General features: G+C 44.3%; 14 protein-coding genes and 1 pseudogene. 6 read left to right on the plus strand and 9 right to left on the minus strand.

All coding sequences use genetic code 11. From position 1 onward, the window contains the following. Positions 1-4: 4 nt before the first annotated feature. Entirely contained in the window at positions 5-976 is a 972-nt protein-coding gene (locus ACGF63_RS03860) for an HlyD family secretion protein (protein ID WP_152963397.1), read from the minus strand. Between the two features lie 235 nt (positions 977-1211). Between ACGF63_RS03860 and ACGF63_RS03865 the strand changes: the two genes are divergently transcribed. The 3 genes from ACGF63_RS03865 to ACGF63_RS03875 all read left to right on the plus strand — a co-directional run bounded on the left by ACGF63_RS03865 (position 1212) and on the right by ACGF63_RS03875 (position 5602). Further along, positions 1212-2909 carry a sensor histidine kinase gene (locus ACGF63_RS03865; RefSeq protein WP_152963398.1) on the plus strand — a complete coding sequence of 566 codons (1698 nt, stop codon included), beginning with the start codon at positions 1212-1214 and terminating at the stop codon, positions 2907-2909. A 2-nt stretch (positions 2910-2911) separates the two neighbouring features. Next, entirely contained in the window at positions 2912-3628 is a 717-nt protein-coding gene (gene btsR / locus ACGF63_RS03870; RefSeq protein ID WP_387628920.1) for a two-component system response regulator BtsR, read from the plus strand. Positions 3629-3799: 171 nt separating this feature from the next. Beyond that, positions 3800-5602 carry a carbon starvation protein A gene (locus ACGF63_RS03875; RefSeq protein WP_036844067.1) on the plus strand — a complete coding sequence of 601 codons (1803 nt, stop codon included), beginning with the start codon at positions 3800-3802 and terminating at the stop codon, positions 5600-5602. A 1055-nt stretch (positions 5603-6657) separates the two neighbouring features. Here the strand turns inward: ACGF63_RS03875 and ACGF63_RS03880 are convergent. Continuing rightward, the gene (locus ACGF63_RS03880) at positions 6658-6915 is read right to left on the minus strand and encodes a hypothetical protein (RefSeq protein ID WP_387628923.1); all 258 of its coding nucleotides are present in this window, start codon (positions 6913-6915) and stop codon (positions 6658-6660) included. A 580-nt stretch (positions 6916-7495) separates the two neighbouring features. Here ACGF63_RS03880 and ACGF63_RS03885 point away from each other — a divergent pair. The 3 genes and pseudogenes from ACGF63_RS03885 to ACGF63_RS03895 all read left to right on the plus strand — a co-directional run. Further along, positions 7496-7645 (plus strand): annotated as a pseudogene (locus ACGF63_RS03885) (type VI secretion system contractile sheath small subunit); the annotation flags it as partial. A 102-nt stretch (positions 7646-7747) separates the two neighbouring features. Next, a complete protein-coding gene (locus tag ACGF63_RS03890; RefSeq protein ID WP_387628926.1) occupies positions 7748-10306 on the plus strand; it encodes a T6SS effector BTH_I2691 family protein in 2559 nt (852 codons plus the stop codon). After that, positions 10303-11364 (plus strand): DUF6708 domain-containing protein, encoded by a 1062-nt coding sequence (locus tag ACGF63_RS03895; protein ID WP_387628928.1) that lies wholly within the window; start codon positions 10303-10305, stop codon positions 11362-11364. The genes ACGF63_RS03890 and ACGF63_RS03895 overlap by 4 nt, the downstream gene beginning before the upstream one ends. A 462-nt stretch (positions 11365-11826) precedes the next feature. On the opposite strand, the gene ACGF63_RS03900 is transcribed toward ACGF63_RS03895, so the two are convergent. From ACGF63_RS03900 to rbfA, 7 genes are all read right to left on the minus strand, one after another. Further along, positions 11827-13761 (minus strand): DEAD/DEAH family ATP-dependent RNA helicase, encoded by a 1935-nt coding sequence (locus ACGF63_RS03900; protein WP_387628930.1) that lies wholly within the window; start codon positions 13759-13761, stop codon positions 11827-11829. Beyond that, positions 13751-13831 carry a protein YrbN gene (yrbN, locus tag ACGF63_RS03905; protein WP_110742800.1) on the minus strand — a complete coding sequence of 27 codons (81 nt, stop codon included), beginning with the start codon at positions 13829-13831 and terminating at the stop codon, positions 13751-13753. The genes ACGF63_RS03900 and yrbN overlap by 11 nt, the downstream gene beginning before the upstream one ends. A 101-nt stretch (positions 13832-13932) precedes the next feature. Then, on the minus strand, positions 13933-14817 hold the full coding sequence (nlpI, locus tag ACGF63_RS03910) for a lipoprotein NlpI (protein WP_021323312.1): 885 nt from the start codon (positions 14815-14817) through the stop codon (positions 13933-13935). A 122-nt stretch (positions 14818-14939) separates the two neighbouring features. Continuing rightward, positions 14940-17069 carry a polyribonucleotide nucleotidyltransferase gene (gene pnp, locus ACGF63_RS03915; protein ID WP_387628932.1) on the minus strand — a complete coding sequence of 710 codons (2130 nt, stop codon included), beginning with the start codon at positions 17067-17069 and terminating at the stop codon, positions 14940-14942. Between the two features lie 246 nt (positions 17070-17315). Continuing rightward, positions 17316-17585 carry a 30S ribosomal protein S15 gene (gene rpsO / locus ACGF63_RS03920; protein ID WP_036844072.1) on the minus strand — a complete coding sequence of 90 codons (270 nt, stop codon included), beginning with the start codon at positions 17583-17585 and terminating at the stop codon, positions 17316-17318. A gap of 122 nt (positions 17586-17707) precedes the next feature. Then, complete coding sequence (gene truB, locus ACGF63_RS03925) at positions 17708-18655, minus strand: tRNA pseudouridine(55) synthase TruB (protein ID WP_036844073.1); 948 nt, start codon at positions 18653-18655, stop codon at positions 17708-17710. Beyond that, a complete protein-coding gene (gene rbfA, locus ACGF63_RS03930; RefSeq protein WP_036844074.1) occupies positions 18655-19065 on the minus strand; it encodes a 30S ribosome-binding factor RbfA in 411 nt (136 codons plus the stop codon). Before rbfA ends, truB begins: the two co-directional genes overlap by 1 nt. Positions 19066-19073: the final 8 nt, after the last annotated feature.

Genomic DNA, 19073 nt, shown 5'->3' on the forward strand with positions numbered 1-19073 from the left:
TCACCTATTTATCCCAACGCCACAAGGCGCTCATACCAGGGCGTAAACCTTCAACCGGCTGTAAGGGAAATAAACGAACTTCAAAGGTTCTCAGGTCAAAATCACCGGTCGCACGCGTCGCGCGTTTGGTTGCGTAATCTCCCATCGGGGCGATATAACGTATTTCTGCTTCGATCTCTTTATCACCCAGCGCAGGAACACGAAGGTTGACTTTATCCCCTTTACGCACTTTCGCCAGAATGTCTTCCCGCAAGTTATAAATAAAATAGGCTTCCGGTACACGAACTAATGTCACCAGCGGGCTGTTGGCATTAAATAGTTCACCAACCTCTGCCGGAATCGGCCCAACTTCACCCTCGACTGGCGCTTTAACCTGTAAATCATCCTTCTGGGTTTGTAACTCAATGAGTTGCTGTTCAGCCTGACGCAGAGCCGCCGCATATTTCTGGCGTAGCTCAATCCTGTCACCATGCACACCTTCATCTAACGCAGCTTTTGCTCCCTGCATTTTTTGATAGGAAACATCCCTGCTCCTGCGGGCGTTATCCAGTTCATTTCGTGAAACATAGCCTTTAGACGCGATGTTCTGAATACGGTTATATTCACGTACCGCATTATCATATTCAGCCTGAGCCTGTGCTAAACCCGCTTCCAGATTCCGGATACTTTCTTCACGCGTACCATGCAGAGATTGCTCTAACTGAGCTTTAGCCTGATCACGGACAGCTTCCAATGAAGCGACTTGAGCTAGTAATTCAGGGCTTTCAAGTGTGATCAGGAGCTGACCTGTTTTGACATCATCTCCCCGCTCGACGTGGCGCGCGATCACCCGGCCTTTGGCTTTAGATGCCACAATCACTTCCGGCGCATCAACTTCACCCTGTAACAATAAATATTGGTTATGAGAACGAAATAACACAGCCATTGCTGTGAGCAGGATAACCAGTAAGATCGTAAAAAGTGTTGTTTTTTTCATTATGTCTTACACACTCAAAATTGCTCAACCTGAAACTAATAGCATCTTCGCATTATTTCACGGAAAATTTCTTATATATTTGTACGTATAATCACTGACGGAAAGAATAAGTCTTTATAATAGTGTAGTGGTTTATGATTCTTGTCAAATATTGAACTACTTGAAATAAACTTTTGATAATCTTATTTAACTATTTCTGTAAACTAGCAACATTCGCCATCCTTCCGGAAAACCCATGTACGAATTTAACCTTGTGTTGTTATTACTACAGCAGATGTGCGTCTATTTGGTAATCGCCTGGCTGCTAAGTAAAACACCTCTGTTTATTCCACTGTTACAAGTTACAATACGTTTACCTCATAAATTGCTGTGCTACGTCATTTTCTCTATTTTCTGCATTATGGGGACTTATTTTGGTCTGCATATCGGTGATTCCATTGCCAATACCCGTGCTATTGGCGCTGTACTTGGCGGGCTTCTGGGCGGGCCAGGCGTCGGAGCTTTAGTTGGCTTAACAGGGGGGCTGCACCGCTATTTTCTGGGAGGGATGACTGCTTTCAGTTGTATGATATCAACCATTGTTGAAGGTTTAATCGGTGGCATTATTCACCGCTATCTGATGAAACGTGGTCAAATAAACCGACTGATTAATCCCTGGACAGCCGCTATCGTCACGTTTTGTGCTGAAATGATACAGATGGGCATTTTACTGCTACTTGCCCGCCCATACAGTGAAGCATTAGCGTTGGTAAAAAATATTGCCTCCCCGATGATTGTCACCAATAGTATTGGTTCAGCCATGTTCATGCGTATCTTACTTGACCGGCGTGCTATATTTGAAAAATACACCAGTGCATTTTCTGCTCAGGCACTGAAAATCGCTGTCTATACCGAAGGTATTTTGCGAAAAGGATTTAATGAAAATAACAGTATGCGGGTAGCAAAAGTTATTTATCAGCAACTGGAAATTGGTGCCGTCGCCATTACAGACAGGGAAAAACTGCTGGCATTTATCGGTATCGGTTCAGATCATCACCTTCCTGGAACACCTATTTCCTCGGAGCACTCCCGCCGGGCAATTGAAAATAATGAAGTGGTTTATGCCGATGGCAATGAAATACCTTACCGTTGCTCAATCAATCCAACTTGCAAACTAGGCTCCACCCTGGTCATTCCACTACGGGGAGAAAATCAGCAAGTTATCGGAGCAATTAAACTTTACGAAGCCAAAAACCGTCTGTTTAGCTCAATCAATCGCACCCTGGGGGAAAGTATTGCCAGCCTGTTATCTGCCCAAATCCTTGCCGGACAATATGAACGTAACAAACAATCACTGCTCCAGTCAGAAATTAAGCTGCTTCACGCGCAAGTGAATCCTCACTTTTTATTTAATGCCTTAAATACCCTGCAAGCAGTGATACGGCGAGACAGTCATCAGGCTGGTCAATTAGTACAATATCTCTCAACCTTCTTCCGTAAAAACTTGAAACGGTCAGAAGAGATCGTCACTCTGTCTGATGAAATAGAGCATGTGAATGCTTACTTACAAATTGAGAAGGCCCGTTTCCGTGATCACCTGCAAATAACTATTGAACTGCCGGAATCTCTGCTTCACGCCAAACTGCCTGCTTTTTCTCTCCAACCAATAGTAGAAAATGCGATCAAACACGGCACATCACAATTACTGGAAACCGGTAGGATTACCATCCGAGCTCATCAACAGGATCGATTGCTGATACTGGAAGTGGAAGATAATGCGGGTCTTTATAAGTCAGTTTCTATGGGAGATGGACTAGGAATGAGCCTAGTGGATAAACGGCTGCGACTTCGCTATGGTGAAAATTATGGTGTGCAAATAGATTGCCAGCCAGAACAATTTACCCGCGTAATTTTATGTTTACCATTAAATAAAGAGGCTGATAAAACTGTGTGAGCATGAATATATTAATTGTTGATGACGAACCGCTGGCACGGGAAAACCTGCGTTGTTTGCTGGAAGAAGAACGGGATATCCAAATTATTGGCGAATGTGCCAACGCCGTTGAGGCTATTGGGGCCATACATCGCCTGAAACCGGATGTTGTATTTTTGGATATCCAGATGCCACGTATCACCGGATTAGAAATGGTAGGTATGCTCGATCCAGAGCACCGCCCCTATATCGTTTTCCTGACTGCATTTGATGAATATGCAATACAAGCATTTGAAGAAAGCGCATTTGATTATTTATTAAAACCACTGGAAAAAAACCGTCTGACCAAAACCTTACAACGATTACGACAAGGGCATCATAAACAGGATATTTCCATACTGAAAGCAGAAGAGCCGCTGAAATATATCCCATGCACAGGCCACAGCCGGATCTGGCTGGTTCAACAGGATGAGGTTCTTTATGTCACCTCCCGCCCAAGCGGAGTCTATGTTATGTGTACCAATGGGCAGGAAGGATTTACTGAACTGACTCTTCGCACACTGGAAACCCGTACACCACTGATGAGAAATCATCGTCAATATTTGGTCAATATGACCCATCTGCGCGAAATCCTGTTTGGTGATAACGGACAAGCCGAATTGGTTTTACGTAATGGTCAAACTATTCCTGTCAGCCGCCGCTATCTGAAACCGCTGAAAGAGGCATTAGGGCTGAAATAATGCGTGATATTCATCACATCTTCAGCAGGTTAGTAAATTTCGACTCACCGCTTACCTGCTGAATCTAACCACTTAACCCGCCATACAACCACTCACTCAGACACTTCCTGATAGCTTCCTTTAGCTGTGACAAGATAGGAGTAAAAAATTATAGCCCTCAGGAGAAGAGAAATGCAGCACGCTCTCACATTTGTTATTGCGACGTTGTGTATTCTGGTTATCTGCTACCGTTTTTACGGCGTATTCTTCGTTAAGAAAGTATTGAAAGCTGATGACAGTGAAGTGACACCTTCGCATTTACTGGAAGACGGTAAAGATTATGTACCTACGAAAAAATGGGTGAATTTCGGTAGCCACTTCGCGGCAATCGCAGCCGCAGGACCGCTGGTTGGCCCAGTATTAGCCGCTCAATACGGTTATCTGCCCAGTATGTTATGGCTGTTAATCGGCTGTGTTATCGGCGGTGCTGTACACGATACAGTTGTTTTATTCGCCTCAATGAAACATCGTGGTAAATCGCTGTCAGAAGTTGCCAAAGCAGAACTTGGCCCAGTTGCAGGCTGGTGTACCGGCCTTGCAATGTTGTTCATCATCACGATTACCATGGCAGGTCTGTCTATGGTGGTAGTTCACGCATTAGAACGTAACCCCTGGGGAACGTTTGCAGTATTTATGACCATCCCGGTAGCCATCGGTGTCGGCCTGTGGGAACGCTTTACCGGCAATATGCGCGGAGCAACCTGGGTAGGTATTATCACCATTATGGCCTGTGTGCTCATCGGCCCTTATATCCAGGAATCGGCTTTCGGTGAGTGGCTGAGTCTGCGTACATCCACCGTCAGCATGGCACTGCCAATCTATGCATTTTTCGCAACCGCCCTGCCTGTCTGGATGCTGCTGACTCCACGTGGCTATCTCTCCAGCTTTATGAAAATTGGTGTATTCGGTGCGCTGGTTGTGGGTGTGATCTTTATTAACCCAGAGATCCAATTCCCGGCAGTGACTGAATTTATTCATGGTAATGGCCCTGTGCTGGCGGGTCCGGTATGGCCGTTTATCTCTATCACTATCGCTTGTGGTGCAATTTCTGGCTTCCACGCATTTATCGGTTCTGGTACGACACCTAAACAGATCGATAAGTGGAGTGATATTTTGCCCGTTGGCTTCGGCGCAATGTTGGCAGAATGCGTTGTTGGCGTAATGGCGCTGATTGCAGCCACTTCCCTGTATCCTGCTGACTATTTCGCTATTAACTCCGCCCCGGAAGTCTTCGCCACACTGGGTATGGATGTTGTCCACCTGCCAACACTCAGTCAGGAAATTGGCTTGGATCTGTATGGCCGTACTGGTGGTGCAGTCACCCTGGCAGTGGGTATGGCGGATATCTTCACCCGTATCCCCTGGTTCAGCCAATTGGCATCCTATTTCTTCCAGTTCGTCGTCATGTTCGAAGCGGTGTTTATCCTGACAGCAGTTGATTCTGGTACGCGTGTTGCCCGCTACCTGCTGCAAGATTTTCTAGGCGATATCTGGGCACCTCTGAAACGCCTCGACTGGTTACCGGGTTCGGTCGGTTGTAGTGTCATTGCCTGTTTATTGTGGGGTTATCTGTTGAATTCCGGTGATATCAATTCAGTTTGGGCACTATTCGGTGTATCCAATCAACTGATGGCATCTATCGGCCTGATGATTGGTGCAACAATTATCCTGCGTTTGTCTGAAAAACGCTGGTATATGCTGACCTGCCTGATCCCACTGGCTTACCTGTATGTTACGGTGAACTACGCTGCCTATTGGATGGTGAAAAATGTCTATTTCAACTCCGCAGCAAAAGGTTTCAACATCTTCAACGGAACTATCTCCATTGTGATGGTTATCCTCGGCGTAGTGATTATGGTTTCTTCTATTATGCAATGGCTGAAACTATGGCGCGCACGCAGTGCAAACAATCCGGTTGAAGTATTGAGTAACTGATTCTTCTTAGTATTAAAGATCAAAGCTGCCTCTTTATGGGGGCAGCTTTTTTGCTATAAAAATAAATGCATATTTAATCCATTATATAAGGGACTCTATACTCCACTTATTTTACATTTACCTAACCTGCCATAATTATTTAAAAACGCGAATACAGAAGCATTAAAGACTTTATATAAAGGGTGGATTTACTCAATAAATACAACTTTTCAAAAGAGAGTTAATTACATTTAATCGAAAATTATTAACCATTAATAGAGAGTTGAAAAGAAATCTGCGCGTAAAAAATATTATCCGAACAGATGAGTATTAAAGCGCTTTTTCGCCAGTCATTTTACGAAAAAAAACTAAAAATAACGCAATAAAAAAATGGATAAAACGATTAATTTGACAGGATTTAAGCCCTGAAAAAGGGGTTGATTATCCAAAAAAACAGAAAGGGGTATTCTTATCTCATCAGGCTATTTACTTACCGATTTACCAGACCGGGATTCCATTTTGTGCAAGAATAAACCAATAAGCGAATATTGATAATCTTGTCCATTCAATACGGCTTTATCAATAGTCTTATAGATATTCAGTATATTCTTAAAGTTAAATGAGATTTATTTTCAAACAAAAAAACCATTCTAAAAATATAAGATCTCGCTCTGATATTCATTCTTTTAAATAGTTATTACACATTAGGGAAATGTAAAACAAATGGGGGGTAATATCGCTAACAAATACATTAAACTGATAATTAAGTTTTCTCGTTTTTCTGTATTTGATTTTTTTATATTTAAAACCAGAGAGAGTAACAGACATATTAAGGGTATTAAAAACAACACTCGTTTCTTTAATGCTTTTAAACTTTTCCATGCTTTTTCGCTGATAATTTTATTAATCCTGTTAAATGTTTCAATATAATCTTATGTTTTTGCTATTGGATTAATGTTGTCATTTTGCCACCTGATTAATCAATTTAAAACCCGTTTTTCCTGCTGCTTTCTCTTTCTATGTCAGCAAAGCATCGAATCTTTGACCCATCTTAAAAAATCCTCAATCACTGTTTTTTACTTTTCATGATTAAAGTTTTTACCTGTTTTTTCATGATGAGCTTGTTCTTTTTTTCCAGACTTTAAAACCAGATTGACGGGTGAAAAATGGCTTTTTTTAACCGCTGTTTTATCACATTTAGATAAAGCGTGTGAAATACCGCCCTGGTTCATCATAAAACCCAGAGCATTAATGTCGAGGCATCTAAAAAAACTCATAAGTATCTCGGTTTTAAATTCACTATTATCACTGATAAGCGATAAAATAATTATCATTCTTGGTTATATCCTATGAGGATTATGGTTTTTCCTCAATGAATCTATTCTCATTCTCATCACTTTATTGATAATTATTCTCTTTTTTACCCGCGTCTTAACGTGGTGTTTTTATTATCTACCTGTTTGAAAAATAATATAAATTATAGAATAACGGCAATGTTATATATAGTTGAATTACTCTATCTATTATAGAATAATAGATAAGTCGCTATCATTTTATAAAAACAAATACAATCTTCTTGTACAAAAAACGTTGAATCGTTTAGGTTTGGTTTATATATTATGTGATTTTTCTATCATATTCCAGACTTTATGACTCATTAGTCTTAAACAAAAAGTGCTATTTGATAAAAAATGTCTTGACCTTATATAAAACTGTTTACAAAATCGCCTTGGCTAGGAAATGGTCTGTCTGGTAAATGTGTTTATTTATTATGGCAGGCGTTGTCGGTGTTCTCTTATTTTCTGCTCGGTTAACTGCCTGTCCTGAAATACCTGAATCCGGTTTTGCATTCCTGAAATTTATTATGGCATGGCTCATGTTATTGAGTTCTTTCTTATTGTTGAGGAGCCGCTTGTGGCCCAGCGTTTTCAAAACGAGATCCCCAAAGCGGGGGGAAATATTAAATTGAATTTGTGTACCAGTGGTGCACAGAAAAACGTTGAACTCCCGCTGAAATTATTGGTGATGAGGAATCACCTTCATGGCTGGGATAATCGTCCACTGCCCCTAGGCATTTTCACGCCGAATTGCCTCGAATGACATTGAAGAAAATGACCTGCAACTTTAATTGATGATCCATAAGAAACCCATTACGGAGATTTTATTGTGATAAACCCTGGCTGTAGTTTTTGTACCCGTAAGGGACTGCCTGTTTTACTTGTCCGCCCTGCCATCAAGGCGCAGGGTGATGGTGTACCGAATTTGCCTGCGAGCATTCAGATGCCGCCGGTAGAGAAAAAAGGCGAAACCGGCTATACCACTCGTCTGCTGCGTGAAGGCTTTCTGTATATCTGGGATGAGTTGGTCAATGGCTGGATCAATTATTACATCACGGAAGAGGGGTACTACTATCCCTTGCCTGAACATGACAAAGTTCCGCCCCGTTTAGCCAGTGGTGAAATGAAACCTTGCATTAATAAGCCCGATGAATTGGCGCGTGCTTCGCTGGTGACGTTGCCGGTGTTGCCGCCAGGCTTTACAAACCGTGCCTTTTGGTTTGCCTGGTCTGGGGTGGAGTGGACGGAAGCGGTCCGTAAAAAGCACGAAGATCCGGCCTACCGTGCGCGATATATGCAACGTTTTGATATGGAAAAATGGCTCAACCGTGGAGAGGAGGAGAATGCACTGCCGTTCTCGTCACTGACGGACACCGTAGCGGAATATCACACGAGAATAGACACCAACCGGCGTATCGCAGATTACACCAGCTCTCATTGGAATGGGAAATTTCTATTTGATCAGAATGACCTATGGTGGGCAGCTAAAGAATTAATGCCCGACAAAGGGGTCATCCTGTTCCTGCCTGATCCGGTTGCGATGGTGCAGGACATTACCGCCCTGGCTAATTACCGGTTAAAGACTCAGTTTCATGAAAATCCGCACTATACCCGGGGGATTGCACTTTCGACTTCTCTGAGCACGTTGAAAGAGGCGTTGTGCCGACAGTTTGAGCGTGATCAGTTAACTAAAGATGAAACGGAAGAGAATGAAGCCCGGTACGGCAGTTTTGATAGCGAATATTACATTCCTGGCTCTGAAAAACGAGCGGACACCGCGCATTACTTAAATGATGCGGCATTAAAGCCGCTGGTACAAAAACATTGGGCGGATTACGAGAAATACATCGACCGTGATAAAGAAAAAGCGTTTATGGATCGATTTACTACTGACCTGACGCGGTATGACAATACCATTATCTCCCCGATGACCGAGATGTATCTGGACTGGCTGAAAAGCCAGACCCTGCTGGACTATTTTGACCATAACTTTGATAGTACGGACGATTACAGCGGCGCTCTGTTTACCCAGTCAGTCCATGATTGTATTTACGGGATGCAGGACAAACTGGGGGCCTCGCATTATTTTCAAGAGCAGATGATGTGCGCCACCATCACGCCGGATAATCTGCTCTTACGTGCGCTGATGATGAACCGCGATAAAAAAATCGCGCAAATTCACGCCGTACTGGAGACCGGCAGAGACTACGGCGAGATTGCCTGGGATAAAATACCCGATGGGCTGAAAGACATTGCTGAACACTTCGATGAACCCGTTTCCATCACGATAGAAAAATACCTGAATGAACTGAGCAGTACCTTGTTTGCGGTGGTCAATAAAGCGGTGGAGAAAGCGCCGCTTCCCGCACTGGTCATGCTAGCTAAACTGCATGGCAAGGAATTAAAAGTCATCAAGTTTGTCGGAAAACGTAAACATTTTCTCAGTGCGGTGGTCACGCAAATGAGCTTGATGGCGGATCTGACACAGCCTGCGTCCTCAGATAAGCTGCGTCACCATGTTGACATTGAAATGCGTCGTTTGGAGATTAACGGCCTGCCGATGGAGGGCGAGCAGGAGTTCCAATTTATTACCCTGGCAAACGCAGGTGAAGCGGAAAAGACCCGAGCGTTACCGGAGGCGGAACGGACTCGGCCGTTGGTGAAAACCTTGCATTCTGTCGATGAGATCCGTGCGGAGCTGTTTCCGGGGATGTTACGCACCAAACTGGTTCAGTTACAGGGTAGTTCTGCTAAAAGCCTTGCCAATTCGTTAACAAAAGGGCTGCCTTTTTTCGGCTGTACCTTCTCTCTGGTGTGGCAGATCTCCGCACTGCGCAGTGCTGGGTGGCCTAAGGAAAAGACCGAAGCGTGTACCCGGTTTGCGGCGGATCTGGTCTCCGCAATGGGGGCTCTCGCTGAAACCTGTGAGCGGTTGCTGAATAATTTTCAGGTACTCAGGTTAAAGCCTCTGGTGCGTTTAATATTGGGGCGAGAAGGATTAGTCAAGTTAGTTAAATGGATTCGGATAGTAAAATTCCTTGGCGTCCGAGCCGGGATCATTGGAGTGGTCTGGGATAGCTATCATGCGATAGATGAGCTCAGGAAAGGCGATATAGGCTTAGGATTGGGTTATTTGGTTTCAGCGGTGAGTGGGTTTTTACTGATTTTTGGTGCCTTAGGTCCGTTAGGGATGTTTGTTGCTTTGGTGCTGTACTTTGGTGCCAATATCTATCTGGCGATGAAAAAGAAAAATGAGATCCAAAAATGGCTGGCCTCCTGCCTGTGGCGCAAGATCCCGGCAGGTGAAGAGGATATTCCCGCTATTTGGCCCGATAGCAGGATGGAAGTGGATGCGTTTAATAAATTAATGACTGCGGAGGGAGCATGACTATGAAATTTAGTCAATTTTATATGCCCTATAAACTGAATCGCCCTTTGACTCAGCAAGAGAAAGATTATCAACTTTATCAGGGGAAACCAACCCGGTTAACGGGTAAAACAGGCGAATATATGATTGAGTACGATACGGTGATCCGTATGAATTCGACTTATATGGAGACTGTGGATAAATATTACCGAAATAAAGGATTTGTGAGTTCACTATTTGCGACGTCATTTTTTTGTTGCTTAGGAATGGACTTATTTTTTATGGTTGATACGATTCTCCGGTGTTTCAATGGAGATTATAAGAGTTTACTTGGTTTTTTTATTTTTCAACCGGGTGGCATGGTTATCTTATATTTCAGTGGTAAACTTATTCTAAAAGAGTGGTTTGCTACGACACACTACCCAATTCGTTTTAACCGTAAAACCCAGATGATCCATGTTTACCGTTTTAATGGCACGGTATTATCGGTTCCCTGGAAGGATGTGTTTTTTACCCTGACCGAGAGCAGGGGCAGGATGAAGGAATGGTGTATTGACGGTCATATTCTAGCAGACGATCAAACGGTATTGGATACGTTTAGTCTGGGGTTTTCTGAAGTATTTCGGGAGCTGATGCCGGGTTACTGGGAATTTATCCGTTGCTATATGGAGGAAGACGGTTTACAGGAACAGGCTGATATTATCTTATTGTGTCCACCTATTGAGCAGAAGAAAGAAGGTTATATTTTTGGATTACAGTATCTAATGCGGATGAATTCTCGCTTGGACTGGTTTGTTGAACTGATAAATTTTCCATTTGATCTAATTACAAGTATTGCCCGTTATATTGCGATGCAGACCAGCAAAATACCGAAATGGCCTCAGGAAGTGGAAGATGCCTGTCAGGTTGATCCTAATGACCTAATTAACGTTAGTGCCGCTAATAATCCCGTGCATTTATGGCGCCATATTCTGGCAAACCAGACGCTGGAGGAATATCAGGCGATAAATGATCGTCTGTCATTAGCACATGCGCGTTTGAAAGAGAAAATCGCAATGGCTCACTCTACGGATAAATAAAGGCAAGTATATGAACGAAATTATTGTTCCCAACTTTATTTCCTGTGTGGCTATTCGTCCTGATAAAATTCCGGCTGAGGCATAAGTTAAAACAATGACTTTTAATAACAGTTTAAAGCCATATATGAAAGGGTACTTAGAACAGTTGAATAACGAGATTCAATAAACAACCTGAAAACCAAATGTCACTAATGTATACAGAAAAACAACGAAAAGGGAGAAAGGCTATTTCTCAACTTCTTATAGAAATCCACCCTCAGGAAATCAAAGTACTGAATCAATCAGTCACCTTATGGTACGAAACTCCAGCGGTTGGTAATGAATACAATGATAACTAATAGGGAAAAAATCCCCAAGAAGACTGAGCACACCACGATTGAAACACTCGGTAGATTGAAGTGTACTGGCAACAAAAACGGCCCCTGTAAAAAGGAGCCGTTTTATCATTCAAATATCAGTTAATTACTGCGCGTTGCTGTTGTTATAACGACGGCGTGGGGCAGATGAACCATTCTCATCGCTACGACCACGGAAATTGCTACGGTTTTGGCCTTCACCGCGACTTTCACCACCGCGACCTTCTCCACTACGGCGTTCACCGCTGAAACGACGGCCACCACCGTTGAAATTCTCACGATCACGGCGAGGAGCATTACCATTACTATTACCGTTACGTGGGCCACCACGGCGTTCACGACGTTCAAATGGTTGCGCATCACCCATTAACTGCATATTCATTGGCTTATTCAGAATACGAGTACGGGTAAAATGAGACAATATTTCGCCTGGCATACCTTTTGGCAGCTCAATTGTTGAATGAGTTGCAAACAGTTTGATGTTACCAATATAACGGCTGCTAATATCGCCTTCGTTAGCAATCGCACCAACGATATGACGAACTTCAACACCATCGTCACGACCCACTTCAATACGGTACAGCTCCATGTCACCAACATCACGGCGCTCACGGCGAGGACGATCACCACGTTGTTCACCCCGCTCACCACGATCATCGGAACCATTGCGACGACGATCATCACGCTCGTTGAACTCACGACGAGGACGGCGAACCGGATCGGGTGGCAGAATCAACGGACGCTCACCTTGTGCCATTTTCAACAACGCCGCTGCCAGAGTTTCTATATCCAAATCTTCCGCAGGTTGCAATTTGGACAACAGAGCACGGTACTGCTCCAAATCGCTGCTTTCCAGTTGTTGTTGCACATTGGCTGCGAATTTTTCCAGACGGCGCTGACTCAGCAACTCGGCATTCGGCAGTTCAACTTCAGGGATAGTCAACTTCATTGTACGTTCAACGTTACGTAACAGGCGGCGCTCACGGTTTTCTACAAACAGTAATGCACGTCCCGCACGTCCCGCACGACCTGTACGACCAATACGGTGAACATAAGATTCCGCATCCATTGGAATATCATAGTTAACAACCAAACTGATACGTTCAACATCCAGACCACGCGCTGCAACATCCGTTGCGATCAGAATATCCAAACGACCATCTTTCAGACGTTCCAGTGTCTGCTCACGCAGTGCCTGGTTCATATCACCGTTCAGGGCCGCACTATTGTAACCACTACGCTCCAGTGCTTCTGCCACTTCCAGTGTTGCATTTTTGGTGCGCACGAAAATAATCGCAGCATCAAAATCTTCAGCTTCCAGGAAACGCACCAGCGCTTCATTTTTACGCATACCGTAAACAGACCAGTAACTCTGGCTGATGTCAGGACGGGTAGTTACACTCGCCTGGATACGTACTTCCTGGGGATCATTCATGAAACGACGAGTGATGCGGCGGATAGCTTCCGGCATCGTTGCAGAGAACAGCGCAGTTTGGTGCTCTGCTGGGATCTGGCTCATAATGTTTTCAACATCTTCGATGAAGCCCATGCGCAGCATTTCGTCTGCTTCATCCAAAACCAAACCGCTCAGGTTAGAAAGATCCAAAGTACCACGCTTCAGGTGATCCAGAAGACGCCCAGGTGTACCTACAACAATTTGTGGACCTTGGCGCAAAGCACGTAACTGAACGTCATAACGTTGCCCACCGTACAGTGCAACAACATTCACGTTACGCATATGTTTAGAAAAATCCGCGCACGCTTCGGCTACCTGTACCGCCAGTTCACGGGTCGGTGCCAACACAAGGATCTGCGGAGCTTTCAGCTCAGCATTGATGTTATGCAATAAAGGCAGGCTGAATGCCGCCGTTTTACCACTGCCGGTCTGTGCCATACCCAGCACATCACGACCATTTAATAAATGGGGGATACATTGTTGCTGGATTGGAGATGGCTTTTCATAGCCAAGATCTTCCAGTGCAGAAAGAATAGGTGCTGATAAACCCAGATCAGCAAAGGAGATTTCAGTTTCAGTGGTCATGTAATGGTGCCTCATTAGTTATGGCGGCCAGTCTACATAACGCATTGAAAAAAATTTCGGTCATTTTCATTTAAAATGTGAACTGGCTCAAAGTATATAATTAAACGAACAAACAAGCCCTCATCGGTCAAGATGATGGACTTTGCAAATCGATCTCGAAATGTTCGTCAGCTATTGCTGGTCCGATTCTGATAGGTCGTCTTGTTCCTGGCCTAACAGCGCCAATTCCAACAATGCATAGCGGTGCTCAACAAAGTTATGTGCATTGTTAGCCACCGTCAGCTTGAATAACGCAGATGCGCTATCCTTGTCCCCCAGACTTAGGTAATGTTTACCTAAATAGAAGTCAGTTTCACTGAGATGCTCAGCGAGCGAAGTGTTATCCGTTGCATTCTCTTTCAGGCGATCCATCAATGTATATTCACTGATTTTGCCTAAATAGAATTCAACTATATTCCAGCCCCATTGCCCCCGGTTCGCTCTTTCGTAATGTTGCGACAAGTTTACCATCGCTCCTTTAGGATAAAATTCTTTTTCCACCAGGTATAACCACAACGAACGGAAGGGATCATTTGGATCGTCTTGATAAAACGCCTGCAGATCATCCTGCGCTAACTTATACCGGCCACCGTAATACAACGCGATGCCGCGGTTCAGACGCGCGTAATTGTAAGTTGGATCAAGCTCTAATACAGAATCAAACGCTTCATAGGCGGCATCAAAATTGCCAGCCTGCGTAAAGTAAATTCCCAGATAATTAAAAATCTCTGGAATATTAGGCCGAATAGACAAGGCAATAGAAAAATCATTCCGTGCCAAGGCTCTCAGCCCGAGACTATCATACAGCACACCCCTCTCATATAAAAGCTGTGCGTACTCATCTTCTGTCAATGATCGACTCGCAAGAATCTGTTCCATACGGGCCAGAATAACTTCCTGCTGCAATGAAGGTTGTAATGGAATAGCAAAGACTTCGTTTTTACGCCAATCCTTGCTGCTGCATCCTGCCAAGATAAGTATTGCTACAGCATAACACCAGCGCAGAAAAAAATTCATTTCCTACTCCCAAAGTCAGACATTGATTAAGAATGCCCTATCACCTATTGCATTTATTGGGCCTCCTGCCCTGAGTCTGTTAAACGGCGCTTTTTTACAAGACACCGTTTATGACATCAAATTTATTCTACTGATTGTGGTGCTGGTGGTGCTTCCTCAACAGCTGTGCCGGCTGTCGCTTCTTTGATGCTCAGGCGAACACGACCCTGGCGATCAATTTCTAGTACTTTAACTGGTACTTCCTGACCAACCTGCAAATAGTCAGCCACTTTCTCAACGCGCTTATCAGCAATCTGCGAAATATGTACCAGACCTTCTTTACCACCACCGATAGCAACAAATGCGCCGAAATCAACGATACGGGTTACCTTACCGGCGTAAATACGGCCAACTTCGATCTCGGCGGTAATTTCTTCAATACGCCTGATTGCATGTTTTGCTTTTTCGCCATCAGTTGCAGCAATTTTCACTGTGCCATCATCTTCGATCTCAATGGTAGTGCCGGTCTCTTCAGTCAGTGCACGGATAACCGAACCACCTTTACCGATAACATCTTTGATCTTGTCCGGGTTGATCTTGATAGTATGAATGCGTGGTGCAAATTGAGAAATATCATCACGTGGAGTGGTAATTGCCTGCTCCATCACGCTCAGAATATGCAAACGCGCACCTTTTGCCTGATTCAACGCAACTTGCATAATTTCACGGGTGATACCTTCAATTTTGATATCCATTTGCAGCGCACTGATACCTTCACAGCTACCCGCTACTTTAAAGTCCATGTCACCCAGATGATCTTCGTCACCCAGAATATCAGACAGAACAACAAAGTTATCACCTTCTTTCACCAGACCCATTGCAATACCAGCAACAGCGGCCTTAATTGGCACACCTGCATCCATCAACGCAAGAGATGCTCCACAGACAGATGCCATTGAAGATGAACCGTTAGATTCTGTAATTTCAGAAACTACACGAACTGTGTATGGGAACTCGTTAGCTTTTGGCATAACTGCCAATACACCACGTTTAGCCAAACGGCCATGACCAATTTCACGACGCTTTGGTGAACCCATCATACCTGTTTCGCCAACAGAATATGGAGGGAAATTATAGTGCAGCAAGAAGCGATCTGTACGCTCGCCCATCAGCTCATCAATGATCTGTGCATCACGTTCTGTACCCAGAGTCGCAGTAACCAGAGCCTGAGTTTCACCGCGGGTAAACAGTGCAGAACCGTGAGTACGGGGCAGAACACCAGTACGTACGTCCAACGCACGAACCATATCTTTTTCGCGGCCATCAATACGTGGTTCACCGCGCAGGACACGGCTACGAACAACATTTTTCTCTAAGCTACCCAGAATTTCATAGATTTCCGCTTCTTCCAAAGTTTCATCCTGTCCCAACAGCGCAGCTGTAACTTCATCTTTGATAGCATCAACCTGAGCATAACGCTCCTGTTTCTCAGTGATACGGTAAGCATCACCCAGACGGCTTTCTGCCAATTCAGCTACATGATCATGCAACGCCTGGTTAACAGGTTCTGGCACCCAATCCCATTTCTCTTTGCCTGCTTCCGCAGCCAACGCATTAATGTTATCAATAACCACTTGTTGTTGATCATGGCCGAACACTACCGCACCCAGCATTTGCTCTTCAGTCAGCAGATCTGCTTCAGATTCCACCATCAAAACAGCACCGGCAGTACCTGAAACCACCAGATCCAAACTGCTGTTTTTCAGTTCATCGCTGGTTGGGTTCAGCACGTATTGATCATTAATATAACCAACGCGGGCAGCGCCAATCGGGCCATTGAATGGAATACCAGACAATGCCAGCGCAGCAGAAGCGCCAATCATTGCAACGATATCCGGGTTAATTTGTGGATTGACAGAAACCACAGTCGCTACAATCTGAACTTCGTTCAGGAAACCTTCCGGAAACAGAGGACGCAGAGGGCGATCAATCAAACGTGCTACCAATGTTTCGCCTTCTCCTGGGCGACCTTCACGACGGAAGAAGCTGCCTGGGATACGGCCTGCGGCGTAAGTACGCTCCTGATAGTTAACAGTCAGCGGGAAGAAATCCTGACCAGCTTTTACTTTTTTCTGACCAACAACAGTTACGAATACAGCAGTGTCATCCATATTGACCATGACAGCAGCCGTGGCCTGACGAGCCATCATACCCGTTTCGATAGTAACGGTATGTTGACCATATTGAAATTTACGAACAATCGGATTCAGCAAAATAATATCCTTTCGTTAACGTTGTCTTTTATATTCAGCAGACAACAATGAATGATCTCTTCATGCCACATCCTCGCGACTAATGACAGCTCTCACTCCTTTAAGCACTCTCATTAGCCGCGCGAACCTCTGTAACCGAAGAGCCTTACCCAAAAATCATCATCAGCATTCTTATGCTGTTACGTATGATGACTTCTCAGAAGAAAAGGGGCCATATATGGCCCCTTTCCACTGAAACTTGCTTGATTAGCGACGTAAGCCAAGACGCCCAATCAGCCCAGTGTAACTTGTTACATTTTTACGCTTCAGATAGTCCAGCAATTTACGACGCTGAGAAACCATGCGCAGCAGACCACGACGGCTATGGTGATCTTTTTTGTGCTCTGAAAAATGGCCTTGCAGGTGGTTAATCTGTGCGGTCAGCAAAGCAATCTGCACTTCACTAGAACCACTGTCATTCGCATCACGACCAAATTCAGCAATAATTTGCGCTTTTGCTTCAGTACTTAGAGACATATTACAACTCCAAAAATACATAAATTAAAATTACGGGTGCCAATCTCTAATTCAGCCACCCAACATATAGCTGCGCCATTCTACGCTGCAAATAAGTTAAGCGCAAGATAGCCCCAAATACCCTAATCCCGGCTTTCAACAACTAAACGGCGAGGAGCAACAAGCCCATCGTCATTGATAACAGCAATGCCAATGAATTTTCGTTCATTACCTTCAGTTACGCGCACCATACTCTCAACCAGAGCCAGAGATTTGGCACTTCGTACCGCCTGACCTTGTTTAAAATAAGCCGCAACTACCGGAAGTAAATTAACCTCTGGGAAATGAGCAACTGCACTATCCATTGGTAATAACAACGGATCAATTAATTTGTCCACAGGTATTTCCCGATCTTCGGCCTGCTTTTGCAATTCATATAATTGCTCAAGCGTAACCATTCGATCATTTGGATAATTCGCTACCTGTAAACGACGTAAATAAATAACGTGAGCACCACAACCTAATAATTCGCCTAAATCATCAATAATAGTGCGAATATAAGTTCCTTTCGAACAGTGTATTTCCAACTCCAGTTCATCATCTTCCCAACGGATAAACTGTAATTCATAGACTGTGATTAGCCGTGCTTCCCGTTCTACTTCAATACCTTGACGGGCATATTCATACAGTGGTTTCCCCTGATGTTTCAGTGCAGAATACATGGAAGGGATTTGCATAGTATTACCACGGAATTTAGCCAAAGCTTCATTAAGCTGAGCCTGATTTATCCGGATTGCTCTTTCACTGATGATCTGCCCGTGTGAATCAGATGTGTCAGTACGCTGACCAAGACGGGCTATCACCCGATAACGCTTATCAGAATCAAGTAAGAACTGGGAAAACTTCGTAGCTTCACCGAGACAAACCGGCAGCATACCCGTTGCCAGCGGATCCAACGCACCAGTGTGACCAGCTTTGTTGGCGTTGAAAATACGTTTTACTTTTTGCAACGCATCATTAGAAGAAATATCCTGCGGCTTATCCAGTAACAACACGCCATGTATATCACGACCGCGACGACGACGCCCCATTACTTCTCCTCTTTGTGATCCACAGAAGCCCGTCGCTGCTCATCATTCTTCACGACATTAGTGACCAGATTGGACATCCGCATCCCCTCGACCAGGGAATTATCATAGGAGAAAGTCAGTTCTGGTACGACACGCAAACGCATTGCTTTACCCAGCAGAGAACGAATAAAACCAGAAGCTTCATTCAATGCCTTAATACCTTTTTTCACCACATCGGAATCATGTTCTTCAGTCAACACATTCAGAAAGGTAACAAATACTTTGGCATAAGCCAAATCACGGGAAACTTCAACACCAGAAACAGTTGCCATACCAATCCGAGGATCTTTTACTTCTCTCTGTAAAATGATGGCAATCTCTTTTTGCATTTCCTGTGCAACGCGCTGAGTACGGCTGAATTCTCTTGCCATTGCTATAT

The organism is Photorhabdus sp. RM322S (assembly GCF_042879395.1).
GTDB lineage: Bacteria > Pseudomonadota > Gammaproteobacteria > Enterobacterales > Enterobacteriaceae > Photorhabdus > Photorhabdus khanii.